General features: G+C 68.2%; 16 protein-coding genes and 1 tRNA gene. 7 read left to right on the forward strand and 10 right to left on the reverse strand.

Annotation, left to right across the window (positions count from 1 at the left end):
- Nucleotides 1-24 precede the first annotated feature (24 nt).
- The 3 genes from QT386_RS00675 to QT386_RS00685 are packed head-to-tail and all read right to left on the reverse strand — an operon-like array spanning nucleotide 25 to nucleotide 3,344.
- The gene (locus QT386_RS00675; RefSeq protein WP_289271801.1) at nucleotides 25-2,187 is read right to left on the reverse strand and encodes a xanthine dehydrogenase family protein molybdopterin-binding subunit; all 2,163 of its coding nucleotides are present in this window, start codon (nucleotides 2,185-2,187) and stop codon (nucleotides 25-27) included.
- A 12-nt stretch (nucleotides 2,188-2,199) separates the two neighbouring features.
- Nucleotides 2,200-2,655, reverse strand: a complete 456-nt coding sequence (locus QT386_RS00680) for a (2Fe-2S)-binding protein (RefSeq protein ID WP_289271802.1) — start codon at nucleotides 2,653-2,655, stop codon at nucleotides 2,200-2,202.
- A 53-nt stretch (nucleotides 2,656-2,708) separates the two neighbouring features.
- On the reverse strand, nucleotides 2,709-3,344 hold the full coding sequence (locus QT386_RS00685; RefSeq protein WP_289271803.1) for a TIGR00730 family Rossman fold protein: 636 nt from the start codon (nucleotides 3,342-3,344) through the stop codon (nucleotides 2,709-2,711).
- Between the two features lie 131 nt (nucleotides 3,345-3,475).
- On the opposite strand from QT386_RS00685, the gene QT386_RS00690 reads away from it, so the two are divergent.
- Complete coding sequence (locus QT386_RS00690; protein ID WP_289271804.1) at nucleotides 3,476-4,396, forward strand: glutathione S-transferase family protein; 921 nt, start codon at nucleotides 3,476-3,478, stop codon at nucleotides 4,394-4,396.
- A 178-nt stretch (nucleotides 4,397-4,574) separates the two neighbouring features.
- Here QT386_RS00690 and QT386_RS00695 read toward each other — a convergent pair whose 3' ends face one another.
- From QT386_RS00695 to QT386_RS00720, 6 genes are all read right to left on the reverse strand, one after another.
- Nucleotides 4,575-5,408, reverse strand: coding sequence for a hypothetical protein (locus QT386_RS00695; protein ID WP_289271805.1), 834 nt, complete (start codon nucleotides 5,406-5,408; stop codon nucleotides 4,575-4,577).
- Between the two features lie 143 nt (nucleotides 5,409-5,551).
- The gene (locus QT386_RS00700) at nucleotides 5,552-7,174 is read right to left on the reverse strand and encodes an alpha/beta fold hydrolase (protein WP_289271806.1); all 1,623 of its coding nucleotides are present in this window, start codon (nucleotides 7,172-7,174) and stop codon (nucleotides 5,552-5,554) included.
- A 61-nt stretch (nucleotides 7,175-7,235) separates the two neighbouring features.
- The gene (locus QT386_RS00705; protein ID WP_289271807.1) at nucleotides 7,236-7,394 is read right to left on the reverse strand and encodes a hypothetical protein; all 159 of its coding nucleotides are present in this window, start codon (nucleotides 7,392-7,394) and stop codon (nucleotides 7,236-7,238) included.
- Between the two features lie 148 nt (nucleotides 7,395-7,542).
- Nucleotides 7,543-7,618: transfer RNA gene (locus QT386_RS00710), tRNA-Ile, on the reverse strand.
- Nucleotides 7,619-7,661: 43 nt separating this feature from the next.
- A complete protein-coding gene (locus QT386_RS23280) occupies nucleotides 7,662-8,681 on the reverse strand; it encodes a GGDEF domain-containing protein (RefSeq protein ID WP_289271808.1) in 1,020 nt (339 codons plus the stop codon).
- A 410-nt stretch (nucleotides 8,682-9,091) separates the two neighbouring features.
- A complete protein-coding gene (locus QT386_RS00720; protein ID WP_289271809.1) occupies nucleotides 9,092-9,949 on the reverse strand; it encodes an AraC family transcriptional regulator in 858 nt (285 codons plus the stop codon).
- An 81-nt stretch (nucleotides 9,950-10,030) separates the two neighbouring features.
- On the opposite strand from QT386_RS00720, the gene QT386_RS00725 reads away from it, so the two are divergent.
- The 4 genes from QT386_RS00725 to QT386_RS00740 are packed head-to-tail and all read left to right on the forward strand — an operon-like array spanning nucleotide 10,031 to nucleotide 12,620.
- Nucleotides 10,031-10,636 carry a DoxX family protein gene (locus tag QT386_RS00725; protein ID WP_289271810.1) on the forward strand — a complete coding sequence of 202 codons (606 nt, stop codon included), beginning with the start codon at nucleotides 10,031-10,033 and terminating at the stop codon, nucleotides 10,634-10,636.
- A gap of 49 nt (nucleotides 10,637-10,685) precedes the next feature.
- Complete coding sequence (locus QT386_RS00730) at nucleotides 10,686-10,985, forward strand: hypothetical protein (RefSeq protein WP_289271811.1); 300 nt, start codon at nucleotides 10,686-10,688, stop codon at nucleotides 10,983-10,985.
- 32 nt (nucleotides 10,986-11,017) lie between these two features.
- Entirely contained in the window at nucleotides 11,018-11,881 is an 864-nt protein-coding gene (locus tag QT386_RS00735; RefSeq protein WP_289271812.1) for a DUF692 domain-containing protein, read from the forward strand.
- Nucleotides 11,874-12,620: a DUF2063 domain-containing protein gene (locus QT386_RS00740; RefSeq protein WP_289271813.1), complete on the forward strand. Its 747-nt coding sequence runs from the start codon at nucleotides 11,874-11,876 to the stop codon at nucleotides 12,618-12,620. The genes QT386_RS00735 and QT386_RS00740 overlap by 8 nt, the downstream gene beginning before the upstream one ends.
- 142 nt (nucleotides 12,621-12,762) lie before the next feature.
- Here QT386_RS00740 and QT386_RS00745 read toward each other — a convergent pair whose 3' ends face one another.
- The gene (locus QT386_RS00745) at nucleotides 12,763-14,532 is read right to left on the reverse strand and encodes a patatin-like phospholipase family protein (RefSeq protein ID WP_289271814.1); all 1,770 of its coding nucleotides are present in this window, start codon (nucleotides 14,530-14,532) and stop codon (nucleotides 12,763-12,765) included.
- A gap of 91 nt (nucleotides 14,533-14,623) precedes the next feature.
- Here QT386_RS00745 and QT386_RS00750 point away from each other — a divergent pair, with 91 nt between their 5' ends.
- Nucleotides 14,624-16,453: a hypothetical protein gene (locus QT386_RS00750; protein ID WP_289271815.1), complete on the forward strand. Its 1,830-nt coding sequence runs from the start codon at nucleotides 14,624-14,626 to the stop codon at nucleotides 16,451-16,453.
- An 84-nt stretch (nucleotides 16,454-16,537) separates the two neighbouring features.
- On the forward strand, nucleotides 16,538-17,128 hold the full coding sequence (locus tag QT386_RS00755) for a YdbL family protein (protein ID WP_289271816.1): 591 nt from the start codon (nucleotides 16,538-16,540) through the stop codon (nucleotides 17,126-17,128).
- The last annotated feature ends 42 nt before the right edge of the window (nucleotides 17,129-17,170 follow it).

The following is a 17,170-nucleotide window of genomic DNA, read 5'->3' on the forward strand; positions in this document are numbered from 1 at the left end:
CTGTCGTGTGACCTGGCCCACGGTTCAGGCCAGCCGCAGCGGCAGCTCGCGCAGGCGCTGGCCGGTGAGCGCGGCCAGGGCATTGGCCACCGCCGGTGCGACCGGCGGGGTGCCGGGCTCGCCGACGCCGCCGGGCTTCTCGGTGCTGGGCACGATGTGCACGTCCACCTGCGGCATCTCGCCGAGCCGCAGCACCACGTAGTCGTGGAAGTTGGACTGCTGCACCCGGCCTTCCTGGAAGTCCAGGCGGCTGTGCAGCGCGGCACTGAGGCCGAAGGCGACTCCCGATTCCAGCTGCGCCACGATGCCTGCCGGGTTCACCGCGATGCCGCAGTCCACCGCGCAGGTGACGCGATGCACGCGGATGCTCCCGTCCTGCACGGAGACCTCGGCCACCTGGGCGACGATGCTGCCGAAGGATTCGTGCAGCGCGATGCCGCGTGCATGACCCTTGGGCAGCGGCGTGCCCCAGCCGGCCTTTTCCGCCGCCAGGTTCAGCGCGCCCAGGTGACGCGGATGATCCTTCAGCAGTGCGCGGCGGTAGGCCACCGGGTCCTGCTTGGCCGCCAGCGCCAGTTCGTCGATCAGGCCTTCCATCACGAAGGCGGTGTGGCTGTGACCCACCGAGCGCCACCACAGCACCGGGATGCCGGTCTTGGGGGAGTGCATGTCCACGCGATGCGCGGCAATGCCCTTGAGATAGGGCGAGTCGGCGACGCCCTCGACCGAGGTGGCGTCGATGCCGTCCTTGACCATCATCGGTTCCATCGGCGTGCCGACGAGGATCGATTGCCCCACCACCGCGTGCTGCCAGGCGCTGGGCATGCCCTTGTCGTCCACGCCGATCTGCACGCGGTGCAGGTAGGCTGGCCGGTAGTAGCCGCCGCGCACGTCGTCCTCGCGCGTCCACACGGTCTTCACCGGCTGGCCTGCCGCCTTGGCCACATGCACGGCCTCGCTGACGAAGTCCGACGTCGGCGTGGCGCGCCGGCCGAAGCCGCCGCCGAGGAAGGTGGTGTGGATCTGCACCTGCTCGGGCTTGAGGCCGGTGATCTGCGCCGCCACCATCTGGTCCAGGGTCTGGAACTGCGTGCCGGCCCAGATCTCGCAGCGGTCCGGGTCAATCTTCACGGTGGCGTTCAGCGGCTCCATCGGCGCATGCGCCAGGTAGGGTACGTGGTAATCGGCTTTCAGCGTGCGGGCCGCCTGCTTCAATGCCGCCGCCGGGTCGCCGGCCTCGGCCGCAACCAGGCCCGGTGTATCGGCCAGGCGCTGGAACTCAGCCTTCAGCGCGGCCGTGTCCAGCTTCGCGTTGGGGCCCAGGTCCCACTCCACGGCCAGGGCATCGCGGCCCTGCTTGGCCGCCCAGAAATGATCCGCCACCACCGCGATGCCGCTGGGCACCTGCACTACGGCGCGTACGCCGGGCAGGGCCTTGGCCTTGGCGGCGTCGTAGGACTTCACCGTGGCACCGAACACCGGCGGCCGGGCGACCACGGCGGTCAACAGTCCGTCAAACTTCACGTCCATGCCGAAGATGGCGCGGCCGGTGATCTTCTCCGGCGTGTCGAGACGCTTGGTGGCCTTGCCGATCAGCTTCCAGTCCTTCGGCTCCTTCAGCGCGACCTTCTCGGGTGCCGTCAGAGCATTGGCGGCTTCCGCCAGCTCGCCGAAGCGGGCGCTGTGCGAGCCGCTGCTGATCACGCCGTTCTCCACCCGGCAGTCGGCGGGGGCGACGCCCCATTGCTTTGCGGCGGCCTGCACCAGCAGCGCGCGTGCCGTGGCCCCGGCCTGGCGATAGCGCTCGAACTCCGACCAGGTGCTGCTGGAGCCGCCGGTCATCTGCATGCCGAACACGGTGTGCGCATAGACCGGTGCGGCCGGGGCGTGCTCCACGCGCACGCGCGACCAGTTGGCGTCCAGCTCCTCGGCGATCAGCATCGGCAGTGCGGTCCAGATGCCCTGGCCCATCTCGGAATGGGCGATCAATACGGTGACGCTATCGTCGCTGCCCACGCGCAAGAAGGCGTTGGCTGCGGGAGCCGTGGCGGGAGCAGCCGGGGTGGCCTCGCCACCGCCGGCGAAGCGCCTGGCCAGCGGCACGGTGAAGGCGATCACCAAGCCACCGCCAACGACGGCGCCGGCCTTCAGGAACTTGCGACGGGAGGCATTGCTGAGATCGTTCATGGCGAATCTTCCTCAGGCCTTGGACAGCTCGGCGGCGCGATGCACCGCGGCGCGGATGCGCAGGTAGGTGCCGCAGCGACAGAGGTTGCCGGACAGGGCGCTGTCGATGTCCGCGTCCGTGGGCTTGGCGTTGGTGGCGATCAAGGCCGCGGCCGACATGATCTGGCCCGACTGGCAGTAGCCGCATTGCACCACGTCCAGCTCCGCCCAGGCGCGCTGCACCGGATGGCTGCCGTCGGGCGACAGGCCCTCGATGGTGGTCACGGACTTGTCCGCCGCTGCCGCGGCCGGGGTCACGCAGGAGCGCATGGCCGTGCCGTCGAGGTGAACGGTGCAGGCGCCGCATTGGGCCATGCCACAGCCGAACTTGGTGCCGGTGAGTCCGACCAGGTCGCGCAGCACCCACAGCAAAGGCATGTCGGGCGGCGCATCCACTTCATGCGCGGTTCCGTTGACGGTCAGCTTCATGTTGCCCTCGCGGCGGCTGGGATGAAAAGCCGAGCCTACTACTGCCGCGGGCTCTAATCCATCGCGGACCGGGTGGAGCCATTTTCAGGCAAGGAAGCGCCATTTTCAGGCAAGGCGCGCTCCACCCAGCGGGTTGGCGGCGGGGCCACGTAGGCGTCAAACTGCTGCAACAAGCGACGCGGATCGTCGTCCACCATCATCATCGCCCGGTGTCGCGGTCGCACGAAGCCTTCGGCAAGCGTGTGGTCCAGGAATTCGCCCAGGCGATCGTAGTAGCCGGCGACGTTAAGCAGGCCGCAGGGCTTCTCGTGCAGGCTCAGCTGCGCCCAGGTCCAGATCTCGAAGATCTCCTCCAGCGTGCCGAGGCCGCCCGGCAGGGCGATGAAGCCATCCGACAGTTCCGCCATCAATGCCTTGCGCTCGTGCATGGAGCGCGTGATGCGCAGCTCGCTGAGGCCGTTGTGCCCGGCTTCCTTCTCCACCAGCGCATCCGGTATCACGCCGATGACGCGGCCACCCAGGCGCAGCACCTCGTCGGCCAGCACGCCCATGACGCCGAGGTTGGAGCCGCCGTAGACCAGGCCGATGCCGCGCTCGACCAGGGCTGCCGCCAATCCTCGTGCCCCGGCGGCGTAGTCGGGCAGGCGGCCGGGGCTGGAGCCGCAGTAGACGCAGATGTTCTTGAGCATGGAGGTTACAGTCGCAATCCGTCGCGTAGTCTAGCCATCCGCGAGGAGCGGTGGATCGTAATCCATATGATGAGTGAGGCCCCCGTCTGGCAGCAGGTAGGATAGAGCGTCTTCTCGCCGATGCTCTACCCATGCCTGAACTGATCCTGCATCACTACCCGCTGTCTCCGTTCTCGGAAAAGCTCCGCGTCATGCTCGGCTACGCTGGACTGTCCTGGCAGTCGGTGATTACGCGCGAGATGCCGCCACGGCCACGGCTGGAGGCCCTGGCTGGCGGCTACCGCAAGGTGCCGGTCGCGCAGATCGGCGCCGATGTCTTCTGCGATACGCGCACCATCGCCTCCGAAATCGCCACGCTTTCCGTCAGGCCCGAACTGGGCTTGGAGAATTGCTCCGCCGAGGTGCGTGAGTTCGCGGCGATGGCGGACCTGGAGGTGTTCCTGGCCTGTGTCATGGTTGGCGGCGCGGGCAAGATCACCCAACGCGTCCGCGAGGCGATGTCGCTGCCCGACGTACTGCGCTTCGCCTGGGACCGCATTGGCATCGGCCTACGGGCGAAGGTGAAGGGTGTGGGCATTCGCGGCGCGCGTCCGCGCGTGCTGCGGCACCTGGCCGAGGTGGAGGGACGGCTGCAGCAGCGGGACTTCCTGTTCGGTCCGCGGCCGAACCATGCGGACTTCTCCACCTACCACAGCCTCTGGTTCATCCGTGACATGGGCGGCTCGTCGCTGATCGATGCCTTCCCGCGAACCCTCGCCTGGATGGATCGCATGAAGGCCTTCGGTCATGGAGAGCCTCGGCAGATCAGTGCGCAGCAGGCGCTGGACGTGGCGCGTGCGGCGGAACCACGAGCCATTGCCCCGGAGCACCGCCAGGATGCATTGATCGGGAGCAAGGTGAGGGTGGCGCCGACCGATTACGGGCAGGACCCGACCATCGGTATCCTGGTGGGAGCGACGCCGGAGCGCTGGATCCTGATGCGGGAGCCGCAAGGCGGCGGTCGCCTGCACGTCCACCTGCCGAAGGCGGACTTCGAACTGAAGGTTGTGTAGCGTGGAGGCCCATTGGGTCGCTGGCCGGATGCCCTAGAGCATCCCCCGCAGCGGGCCTTCCTGCGTGAAAGAGGGCTCTGCGCCCGACGGCGTGCCCATGACCAAAAAGAAGCCCGGCTTTCGCCGGGCTTCATCAACAGCCGCATGGCCCCGGAAACCTCCGGCGACCATCCGCGCGTCATCGTTTACGCCCGCGCCCGATCAGGAAGCGGACCGCTTCCGTCTGAGCGGCGTTGACCAGGAGTCCAACCAGGAGGTTGCTGTCGGACTGCGGGCGGAAGGCAACTCCTTCGACGGTCTGCCCCGCCATCGGGCAAGGCGCGGCACCAAAGCTCACCTGCAGGGAGTATCCACCCTTCACCGGGTTCAGCTTGCCCGACAGGGTGCAGTCACTGACCGCCTTGGCTTCCGCCGCCTCGACCGCCGCCGGTGCCGCGGTGTCCGGTTCTGCGATCACAGGGTCTGTGACCACGGGGTCGGCAACAACGGGCGCTGCAACGCTGGTGATATCGCCGGTCGCACTGATGTTGAGCTGGACGTTCACAACTGTCGCCGAGGCCGTCGTACGCAATTCCCCCGACGGTTCCCGATCCAGGCTCTCGGTGGTCGGCATGTCCGCGTACAGGGATGTGAATTCATATTCATTAGAGTCGCCGTCGATGTCCTCGACCTCCACGGTCGCGCGCGCGCCACCCTCGGCTATTGTCCCGGTGGTGTAGGTGCCGGTCACGGTAGTGTCTTGGCCGTCAGGGACAGATCCCATGGAGAACACCCTGAAATCGCTGCTGGCAAACGAGTTGTCGCGGCCGGGTGCCAGGGTGCCACGCCCGAAGACCAGGTCTCCGGTGAAGAGGTAGTACTGCCCGGAGTTGAGGATCAGCGTAAAGGCTTCACCGTCGATATCGCTGTACAGACCCGAAAAGGCTGCTGCCTTCCCCTCACTGCTGTTGTCGTTGCCGCCGCAACCCGCCAAGACCAGGCCCAAAGCCATCGCTGTCACTAACTTTTTCACGATTTCCCTCATGTCCATTGGATGTGCGGGCGCATCGGTGGCCCGCATGGGCGAGAGGATGGAGAGGGCCTCCGGGCCTGGCATCTACCACGTGGTATATCGGCCCCCGGGAATGTGACCGACCCCGCATCCCGGCCATCGGGTCAGCCGTCGCGCCGCTCGCTGGCCAGGTGCGCGAGGATCGTCTCGCAATGGGTCAGGGCCAGGGTTTGCCCCGCGCCTTCGATCGGACGCAGCACGTAGCGCTCATTCAACTCTGCCAAACGCGAGGTCAACCCGGGGCGGGTAATGCGATTCTCACTGCCGTAGAACAGTGTGCAGGGGTGCCGCAGTGCGCGCGCTGTCTCGGTCCAGTCGCGCGCCGTGAGCAACACATCCATCTCGAAACCCAAAGCCGATTGCGAGAGGTTGAATGCATAGGCGCCGGGCAGGCCGCAGGCAAACTCGGGGGTACGCAATAGCGCCATCTCCGCTGGAACCTCCCCGAAGATCGGTTCGATCCAGCGTTCCGGCCCCAGCTTGCGCATCTGGCTCATGCCCAGCCGGATCAGCAGCCGCACCAGCCACGCGGTATGACGCGCCGCGGAGATGAACAGCCGCTGCTGTACCGGCATCGGGTCCAGTGGCATGCCCGGGGTCAACGGCGCCGGCGCAGACACGGCGGTGAGGCTGTGTACCCGCTCTCCCGCACGCTCGCACAAGACCAGCGCAGGCAGGAAGGCGATGTCATGGCAGAGCACCTGAATCCCCTCGAGACCTTGCCGGTCCAGCAACAGCAGGATGTCTTCCACCTGGCACTGCACCGCATCTTCCTGCGGCATCGGCGGGTCGGTGCGGCCATAGCCGGGGCGTTCGACCGCAAACACATCCAGGCCGAAGTGCGCCGAGAGTTGGCGCTCGAATTCGTATTCACCCACGCCGAAGAACGGCCCGTGCAACAGCAGCACCGGATGCCCGCCGACGCGGCCGTAGCGACGCCAGCCGACGCGCCGGCCCTCGCGCGTGAGTTCGCCGGTGGTGAGTGTGCTGCTTTCGAGCACCTGCAGGCGGTCGCTGGATCGTCCGCTTTCACTGACGGCATTGGCGGCGGCAGCGGCAAAGCTGGCGGCCTGAACCTGGGTTCGCGCATCCAGCTTTTGCAGGATGGATTTGATCTGCTGTCGCACGGTCCCCAGGCTGCGCTGGCGTTGTGCCGCGATACTCTCCGCGGAGCCGCCCTGTGCCAGGCCGGCCAGCACTTCACGCTCGGCCAACGACAGCCCGAACAGATCCTCCAGAGCGCGATCAATCGAGTCCGGCCAACTGTGCTGCAGCACGGTCAGAAGGAAGATGCGTGCGTCCTGCTGGTAGCTGCCCACCATCACCAGCGTGGGCTGCCCGATTTGCAGGGGGGCCACTTTCAGCAGGCTAGGACCCTGGTACTCGAACAGGCGGCTGCGAAAGGCATGAAACGCGGCGCGGTTGATGCCCAGGGCTTCATGGCTTTCGCCCGGCGTGATGCCGAACAACTGGCGTGCAGCGGCGTTTGCGGCGGCCACCACACCGGAACCCAGCAGGGCGACGGCGGGTGCCGATTGTCGGTCCACCAGCACGTGCGCCTGGTCACCGTCGCGCGACTGGCGATCGATTTCGCCCAGGGTTACGGCCATCGCCAGAGCCATCGGCGGGGTGAGTGCTTCCGTGTCGCAGATCAACGGCGACAGCGAGGCGATCAGGTCGGTGAATTCCGCCCGCCCGCCGGCCACCTCATGCAGCAACTCGGACAAGCTCTCCGGCGACGACAAGGCCGGGGGCTGCTGCAGCGGAACGCTCGACGCATTCACGGGTTCAGGCACCGTCGGCACCCACTGATGCGAACGACCGGGACGGCCGGCTTTCCAGCACGCCAATCGTGCCGCCGCGTGTGACCGTGGCGAGCATGAGGCACAGGCCCGAAGGCTCGCGCGGCCGCATTGCCGTGGGGATGCCCGGAACTTCCTTGGACACGATGGTTTCGACTGTTCCTGCTTTCACGGGAATACAAGCTGCCCAAGGAAAATGCCCCCGGACTGCGAGCGTGATGCCCACTTTTCGAGGTGCTTGAAGCCATGGCAGGAAAACTGCCGACATGCCGCAGCTGTGCGTGATTGGGACTTGGTGGGCCCTGTGGGATTTGAACCCACAACCAAGGGATTATGAGTCCCCTGCTCTAACCGTTGAGCTAAAGGCCCGTTGAGACGGGCGCGCAAAATACCAAAAAAACAGGCGGCCGGCTCAGGCGGGCGCGCCGCTGGCGGCCACGGACTCGGCGATCACGGTGCGGTTGCGGCCCTGGCGCTTGGCGGCGTAGAGCACGGTGTCGGCCATGCGATAGGCCTCGGCCATGGGGACGTCGGCGTGCACGCCGACACCGCCGGCGCTGATCGTGACGTGGCCCAGGGCGGTATCGGTGTTGGCCAGGTCCAGGGCCTCGACCTGCTGGCGCAGTTCTTCCAGGCGGCGCTGGCCGTCGCTGCGCGAGCAGTCGTACAGCACCACCGCGAACTCCTCGCCACCCAGCCGGGCCACCATGTCCAGCGGGCGCCGAGCGAATTCGCTCAGCACCAGGCCGATCTCGACCAGGACGCCGTCGCCGTAGTCGTGGCCATGGCGGTCGTTGAGGTTCTTGAAGTGGTCCATGTCGACCAGGGCCACGAACAGGCGCTTGTACTCGCGCCGCGCGTGGCGCGCCACGGATTCGTAGTGCTGCTCGAAGGCGCGGCGGTTGGGCAGCTTGGTCAGCGGGTCGACGTAGGCCAGCGACTTGAGCAGCTGCTGCGCGGCCCAGTTGCGGCGGCTGTAGAGCTCGTTCCACATGGCGCCGCTGATGACCACGCCAACGAAGATGCCTTCCACCAGCCAGTCCACCGGGTTGCGCACCGGGGGGGCTCCCGACGGGCGCATCCAGTCGGAGAACAGCATGAAGCCCAGGTACAGCGCGACGAAGGCGGCGGCTTCGCGCAGGGGTACGCGGCCGATCACGATGAAGCCCACCAGCACGCAGGACGACAGGCTGGGGCTGAGATGGAAGCCCATGGACATGCCGCTATGGCGCAGCCACTCCAGCGTCACCGCCAGCACCAGGAAGCTGACCATGAACAGGGTCTCGCCGATGACGCTGCTGGGCCGGCGCCACAGCATCCAGGCGGACACCAGGCACAGCGGCACGATCAGTGCGAACTCGAAGGCGCGGATCAGCTCGATGAAGCCTGCCGGCGGGTGCATCAGGGGCTGGCCCCACAGGGGCGAGGTCACCAGCATCAGGGCCGGCAGCAGGCTGGTCAGCGCGCGGGCCTGGCCGAACTTGGCGCGGGAGTCTTCGCGGAAGCGCCGCTCGTGTTCGGGGGGGGAAGCGCTTCAGCGGATTCGACGTGCGCGAGGCCGCATCGAGCTGGCGGAGGAAATCCGCGCTCCGGCTGAGATCTTCGTAGTCCGTCAGCGGCGCCTGGCGGGAGGCACCGTCCGAGCGGTTCTCCTGGCTGGGCGACATGGCAAGGGACTGATTGCTCTAGGAATACATGATGCCGCCCGGTGCTCCGGGGTGCATCGTGCGTTTGCGCCATACGTCCCTGTATTCGGCGGCGTTCGGCGGCCGGTGGCGGACGTGCAAGTTAACCGATTTCCTGCGGGAACAGCTACTTGGCCCCTTTTGAGTGTGATTTTCGTCACATTTCAGTGGCTTGGCGGGCTCGCCGGAAGTGCCCCGGGCCGTGGCCGTGGACGCGCTTGAAGCTGCGCCGGAACGCGGCCTCGGTCTGGTAGCCCAGGCGGCTGGCCACCGCCAGGACCGACAGGCGCGGCTCCTGCAGCAGGCGCAGGGCCGACATCATCCGCCATTGGGTCAGGTACTGGATCGGGGATTGGCCCATCAAGCGGCTGAACTCCTCGGCGAAGCGGCTGCGGGACATGGCCGACACCTCGGCCAGGCTAGCCACCGACCAGTCGCGACCGGGTTCGCCGTGCATGGCCTGCAGGGCGCGGCCCAGTTGCGGGTCGGCCAGGGCGGCGAGCAGGCCGCGGCGCTGGGGGGTGCGTGCCAGGTAGTGGCGCACGCTCATCACGAACAGGGAGTCGGCCAGCTTGTCGACCACCGCGCCGCTGCCGAAGCTCTCCAGGCTGGCTTCCTCGCACATCAGCTGCGCTACCCGGCGCAGGGCCGAGCCAGCCTCGGTCTCGCGCACGATCAGGCAGTCGGGCAGGGCGTCCAGCAGGGGGTTGCGGTGGCCGCAGACGAAGTCGAACTGGCCGCAGAGCATGGTGGTGAAGCCGTCGCCGTCCAGCCGGTGGGCGTGGCCGCGCGGGAAGATCACCAGGTCTCCCGGCGCCAGGGTTTCGGCCTGGGGCAGGCCGGCTCCGCTGACCGCGCAATGGCCGGAGCCGATCAGGTGGAAGATGCAGGCCTCGACGGACGGCTCGGCCTCGTGCCAGCGGCCGCAGTAGCTGGCGTTGTCGGTCACCCGAGCGTGCAGCTGGTAGGCCGCCAGGGCGGAATCGAGCACACGGTCTTCCGGATTCTTGAGCATGAATGCTGGACGTGCGGGCGCAGTCGGGGCAGATGCGGGAGCCTAGCATTGCCACCATCGAAACCGACATGGGGCCGGAGCATGAAACCGCTGATTGCCGCGCAGGACCTGCTGGATCGCAGCCGCGTGGCTCAGGACCTGGCGCCGCTGCTGATGCGCCTCTACCTGGCCCCGGTGTTCTGGATGGCCGGCATGCAGAAGGCCATGAACTTCCCGGACACGGTGCAGTGGTTCGGCGACATGATGTACGGGCTGGGCCTGCCGTTTCCGGGGCTGATGGCCTTCCTGGCCACGGCCACGGAGCTGGTCGGGGCGGTGGCCCTGGTGCTGGGCCTGGGCTTGCGCTGGATGTGCATCCCGCTGATGGTGACGATGCTGGTGGCAATCTTCACGGTGCACCTGCCGCATGGTTGGCTGGCCATCGCCGAAGGGGCGGGTCCGTTCGCCACCGAGCGCACCATGCTGGCGGTGGAGCGCCTGGCCGAGGCCAAGGATATCCTCCGGGAGCATGGCGATTACGAGCATCTTACCGAGTATGGCCCGCTGGTCATCCTCAATAACGGCATCGAATTCGCCGCAACTTACTTTGTCATGCTGCTGTCGCTATTCTTCACCGGCGCCGGCCGCTACGTCAGCGTGGACGGGTGGCTGCGCCACCGCATCCATGGCGATTCCCTGCGCGTATAAGCGCATATCATCATCGGCCTTCCCGGCCCGTTCACCAGGAGAAAGCAACATGCGTCAGTCCAAGAAGCCCCTCGCCATCGCCCTCGGCGCCGCCTTTGCCATGACCGGCATGGCTGCCCAGGCTTCCGTGTTCAAGACCACCGACCTGTCCGGCGGCTACATGCAGCTGGCCGACGCCAAGGCCGGCGAAGGCAAGTGTGGCGAGGGCAAGTGCGGTGAAGGCAAGTGCGGCGCCAAGGCCGGCGAGAAGAAGGCCGAAGGCAAGTGCGGCGAGAAGAAGGACGCCGACAAGAAGGCGCACGAGGGCAAGTGCGGTGAGGGCAAGTGCGGCGAGAAGAAGGCCAAGTAAGACTTCGGCCTGCACCGTAGAGGGATGAGCCCATGAAGGCCGTCACCACTGCCGTGCAGGGCGCCGGACTCGGTCTGCGGCGGGCCCTGCTGGGCCCGCTCGCAGACCAGTCGCCCGGCGAGATCGGCTTCCTCGAGGCCACGCCGGAGAACTGGATGAACATCGGCGGCCGCTACGGCCGCGCGTTCCGCGAATACACGGAGCGCTTCCCTTTCGTCACCCACGGCCTGTCGCTGTCGATCGGCAGCCCGGCGCCGCTGGATGAGGATTTCCTGTACCGCCTGAAGGCCTTTCTCGATCTTCACGGCATCGCCGACTACACCGAGCACCTGACCTATTGCTCGGACGACGGCCACCTTTACGACCTGATGCCGATCCCGTTCACGGAAGAGGCGGTTGAATACGTCGCCGCGCGCGTGCGGCGCGTGCAGGACATCCTGCAGCGGCGCATCGCGCTGGAGAATGCGAGTTTCTACATTTCGCTGGGCGACAGCATCGGCTCGCGCATGAGCGAGCTCGACTTCATGCGCGCCGTGCTGGAGCGCGCCGACTGCGACCTGCTGCTGGACGTCAACAACATCTACGTCAACAGCATCAACCATCGCTACGATCCGGCGGCGTTCCTCGATGGCCTGCCGGCCGAGCGCGTGCGCTACATCCATGTGGCCGGCCACTACGACGAGGCCGAGGACCTGCGCGTGGATACCCATGGCGCCGACGTGATCGACCCCGTCTGGGCGCTGCTGGAGCGTGCCTACCAGCGCATCGGCGTGGTGCCGACGCTGCTGGAGCGCGATTTCAATATCCCGCCGTTGCCGGAGCTGATGCAGGAAATCCGCCACATCAATACCCTGCAGGCACGCCATGCCGCGCCGCGGCGGGTAGCCCATGGCTGAGGCTGTATTCCAGCAACTGCAGCGGCAGTTCGCCGCGCACCTGCGCGATCCTCAGGCCCATGCCGCGCCGGCCGGCATCGAGGATCGGCGCCTGCAGATCTACCGCGAGCTGTTCTACAACAACGTCGAGGACTGCCTGGCCGGCGCCTTCCCGGTGTTGCGCGCCATCACGCCGGATGACGCCTGGCATGCGCGCGTGCGCGACTTCTACGCGCGCCACCGCAGCGAGTCACCGCAGTTCCACCAGATCGCCGCGGAATTCCTGCGCTACCTGGAAGAGGAGCGCGGCGAGCATCCCGACGATCCCCCGTTCCTGCGCGAGCTGGCGCACTACGAGTGGGTGGAGCTGGCGCTGGACGTGGCGGAGGAATCGCTCGATGCGCCGCAGGGCGCCGGAGCCGATGGGCTTGAGGCGGTGCCGCGGCTGTCGCCGCTGGCCTGGTCCCTGGCCTATGAGTGGCCGGTGCACCGGATTTCGGCGGACTTCCAGCCGGAGCAGCCGCCGGAGCAGCCGACCTATGTGCTGGTGTGGCGCAATCGTGCCGACCAGGTGCGCTTCATGGAGACCAACGCCGTCACTGCGCGCCTGTTGCAACTGATCGAGGAGCAGCCGGGGGTTGCGGGGCGTGAGCTGCTGCTGCAACTGGCCGCCGAGATGGGGCATCCGCAGCCGGAGGCGGTGGTGGAGCAGGGCGCGGACATCTTGCGCGACCTGCGCGAGCGGGAAGTGCTGCTCTGAGTGAGGCCGCCGAATGGTGAGGAGGTGTTCCTGGCTTTTCAGAAACCCTCTCTCTCGGCAATTGCTCCTGCATGGCCCTACCCCGGGCATCCATGCCCTCGCCGGCCTCTCTCCCGCATGCGGGAGAGAGGAGAAGGGGGTATCAGCTCTTCAGCAGCTGTTCCCGCACGGCAGTCAGCTTCTCCAGGGCGTGCTGGTAGCCGCGCTCCACCACCTGGTCCAGCTTCTTCCAGTCGAACAGCGCCACGCCGCTGACGGGCATGCGCACATAGGCGTCGGCGCGCGCGGCGCGCTGGGCGGTGCCGCTTTCGCTGGTCAGGGTGGCGGTGCGGAAGACGATGGCGAACAGGCCCGGGCGCTCGTCCTCCTTCTTGAACTTGAACAGCGCCTCCGGGTCCGGCCCGACCACGCCGGGTGCGGAGATGCCGCCCTCGGTGCTGACGTCGGAGGCGACGATGGGGCCACGGCCCCAGGCCTGCATTACGTCGGTGGGCAGGCTGTTGATCACCGAGCCGTCGGCCAACAGGTCGCCGTTCCAGGCCACCGGCGGTGCCACGCCGGGCACGCACATGCTGGTGGCCACCCACAGGTGCAGGGGGCCCTGGTCGTGCACCATGGCACGGCCGCGCGTCAGGTTGGTGCTGACGCAGAAGTAGGGCGTGCGCAGCGCCTCGATGCGGCGCTCCTCGAACAGCTCGTGCAGGCGCTTGGAGAACTTGCGCCCGCGGATCAGGGCCACGCTGGGGAACAGGTAGTCGTTGAGGTAGTTGTGATGCACGAAGGTCTCGCGGGCGACGTGCAGCATCTCCTCGTGCGTGTACCCGCAGGCGGTCAGCGCGGCGAAGAAGGCGCCCATGCTGGAGCCGCCGGTGGCGTCGATCGGGATGTCCAGCTCGCGCAGCGCGCGGATCAGGCCGATGTGCGCGAAGCCGCGGGCGCCGCCGCCGCCCAGCACCACGCCCACGCCGCGGCCGCTGAGCTGGCGTGCCAGCGACTCGTAGTCGGAGCGGCTGCCGGGGCGCAGGTAGTAGTGGGCGCGGGCCTTGCACAGCTCGCGCCACTTGAGGATGTGCTCCGGATCGATGCCTTCGGGGCGGATCATCACGATCTCCACCGGGGCGCGCGTGCCGCTCTGGCGCAACTCGTCGAGCATTGCGCTGAGCTGCGGGTAGGAGCGGCTGGTGACCACCATCAGCACGCGGTCGGCCTGGCGCATGCAGCGCTGCGCCCAGGCGTCGGCGTCGCGGTTGGCGAGATAGACCAGGTAGCGCTGCTCGCATTCGATGCGATCGAGGAATTCCAGCAGGCGTCCGTTGATGCTCGGGTCCTGCGACAGCGTTGCGCCCGGACCCAGCTCGCTGTCGCAGAGCACCGAGTCCACCAGGCGCACCGGGTAGTGCGCCGACAGCGCATCGCGCAGGCCGGCGGCCACCGCCGCCGCGTCGGCGTCGCCCACGGCCGGCACCACGGCGAAGCTGCGCACGCTGCGCGCCGCCGCGAGTTGCTGCGAGTGCTGGTTCTGGCGCAGGCGGTGGATGATGACGCGCGTGATCTCGATCATCGCGCCCGGGTAGTTCTCGATCACCGCGTAGAGGTCTTCGCGCGGGATGCGCAGCAGGATGCTGTCGCGCACCGCGTAGACCGAGACGCTGCGGGTTTCGCCGGAGATCACGCCGATCTCGCCGATCGGCTCGTGGTGGCCGATGTCGCCCAGCACCGAGCCGTCCTTGTTTACCGCACGCAGGCGGCCGGTGCTGACGATGTAGACCGAGTCCGCCGCCTCGCCCGCCTCGAACAGCGCGCTGCCGCTGCGGATGCCCAGCAGCTCGGTATGGGCGGACAGCGCATCCAGTGCCTCGGGCTGCAGCCGCGAGAACAAGGGTGTCTGCGCCAGGATGGTCCGGGTATCCATCGCTCCCCATGTATTTTCTCGGCAGTCTATCGCTAACGACTGCCGCCCGGTGTGGTCGAAATCACTTCCGCCCGCGTGACATCATCCCGCCATGCGCCTGTGCCGGCCCACGCTCCTGCTGCTGTTTCCGCTGCTCTGGTCCGCCGGTGCGGCTGCCGCCGAGTTGAGCCTGGGCATCGGCCGCATCGAGGCCCCGGGCTGGAAGGCCGAGGGCGTGCAGGCCCGGATGGACGCGGCCGGGCGAGTGTCGGCCCGTGTCGCCCGTGCCGAGGCCGCCGCCCTGCCGGCGCCGCTGCAGAAGCTGGAGGCCTCCTGCCGCATCGCCCCGGGCGAGGGTGGGGGGCTGGCCTGCCGCGAGGGGCGCCTGGCGCTGTCCTCGGCCAAGCTCGGCCGCCTGCAGGGCCGCTTCGCCGTCAGCATGCGTGGCGCCGACGACTGGCAACTGCTGCTGCCGGAGTTGCAGGGCGAGATCAGCGGCCAGGACAGTGCCGAGCGCTTCATCGCGGAAAAGCTGGCCTTTGCGCTCGACGCGGACCTGCGCCGCCAGGGCGGGCGCCTGCGGGGCCGCACAGGCCTGCGCCTGCTGTCCGGCCAGGGCTATGCCGACCCCATCTACGCCGATTTCTCCACCCATCCGCTGCAGCTTCAGGCCCAGTGGAGCCTGGATACGGCCGCCAGCCACTTGGACCTGGAGGGCCTGCAACTGGAACAGCCCGGCGTCGGCCGCCTGGGCCTGAGCGGGCAGTGGCGACTGAAGCAGGGCCGCGCCGGTCTCGACGCGGTGGCCGACATCGGCACCCTGGAGTTGGCGCCGGCGGCCGAGCTCTATGCCAAACCTTTCCTGGCGGGCTCGCGCATAGCCGACGTCAGCGCCCGTGGCCAGTTGCGCGGGCGTATCCAGCTGCAGGCCGGCGCGCCGCGCTCGGTGGCGCTGGAGCTACAGGACGCGGGGGTCACCCTGACCCGGCTGGGCCTGGGCGCCGACGGGCTCAGCGGTAGCCTGGGCTGGGCGGCGGAGTCCGGGGCCGCGCCGCCCGCCACCCTGCGCTGGCAAGCCCTGCGCGTTGGCAAGCTGGAGAGCGCGCCGGGCCAGATGCACTACCAGGCCGGCGCTCGCGATTTCCGGCTGACCGCGCCGCTGCGCCTGGGGCTGCTCGATGGCGCGGTCAACGTCCGCCAGCTGGACCTGCGCCGCGCCGGCCAGCCCGGCATGTCCGCCGCCCTGGATGCCGACATCGAACCCATCGAGCTGGCGCGCCTGTGCCGCGCCTTCGGCTGGCCCGAGTTCAGCGGCACCCTGTCCGGGCGCATCCCCGGCGTGAAGCTGGAGAACGACCTGCTGTCGCTGGACGGCGCGCTGACCGCCCGGGCCTTCGACGGCGACATCCGTATCGGCGACCTGCGCGTGATCCAGCCCTTCGGCGTGCTGCCGCGCGTGGCGGCGGACATCCGCCTGCGCAACCTCGACCTGCAGCAGGTCACCAGCGCCTTCTCCTTCGGCCGTATCGAGGGCCGCCTCAACGGTGACGTCAGCGGCCTGCGCCTGCTGGGCTGGCGCCCGGTGGCGATGGATACGCGCCTCTACACGCCACCGGACGACCGCTCGCGCCACCGCATCTCGCAGCGCGCCATCGACAGCATCTCCCGTGCTGGCGGCGGACCCGCCGGGCTGCTGCAGCGCACCGCCCTGCGCGTGTTCGACGACTTTGCCTACGACCGCATCGCCTGGAGCTGCCGCCTGGACAACGGCATCTGCATCATGGACGGCCTGGAGCCGGCGAAGAACGGCGGCTACGTGCTGGTGAAGGGCCGCCTGCTGCCGCGCATCGACGTGGTGGGCTTCTCGCGGCGGGTCGGCTGGGACACCTTCCTGGCGCAGCTCAAGGCCGCCATGGCTGCCGAGAAGGCCGAAGTGAGATAAGCGGGCCCTGCGTCACAAAGCTTCATCACCGGTTCAGTGCCCCGATCTATACTTCGCGCAAACGACACCCCTAGGAGACGTCACATGACCCGCTGGCTTTCCGCGACCCTGGCCACCGCTGCCCTCAGCCTCGCCGCCTGCGTCACCATCAACGTCTACTTCCCCGCCGCCGCAGCCGAGAAGGCTGCCGACCGCATCATCGACGACGTCTGGGGCCAGCAGCCGGGCGCCCCGGCACCGGCCTCGGTACCCTCGCCGACCTCCAGCCGGGACCTGCAGCGCCTGCTGGTGGGCCTGCTGGACCTGGTGATCCCCCCCGCCGCCGCGCAGGAGCCGAACATCGACGCCTCCTCGCCCGAGGTCACGCACCTCAAGGCACAGATGGAGAACCGCTTTGCCGAGCTCAAGCCGCTGCTGGATTCCGGCGGCATCGGCCTGACCAACGACGGCCTGCTGGCCGTGCGCGAGGTGCCGCTGGCGCAGCGCACCGCGGCGCGCAACCTGGTGGGCAACGAGAACGCCGACCGCACCGCGCTGTACCGCGAGATCGCCACCGCCAACAAGCAGCCGCAGTGGGAGAAGGACATCCGTGCCGTGTTCGCCCAGCGCTGGATCGCCAAGGCCGCGCCGGGCTGGTGGTACCAGGATGCGAATGGGGCCTGGAAGCAGCGCTGAGGCTGCAACACGAAAAAGGCCGCCCTCGGGCGGCCTTTTTCG

Source organism: Solimonas sp. SE-A11 (genome assembly GCF_030345715.1).
Lineage (GTDB): Bacteria > Pseudomonadota > Gammaproteobacteria > Nevskiales > Nevskiaceae > Solimonas_A.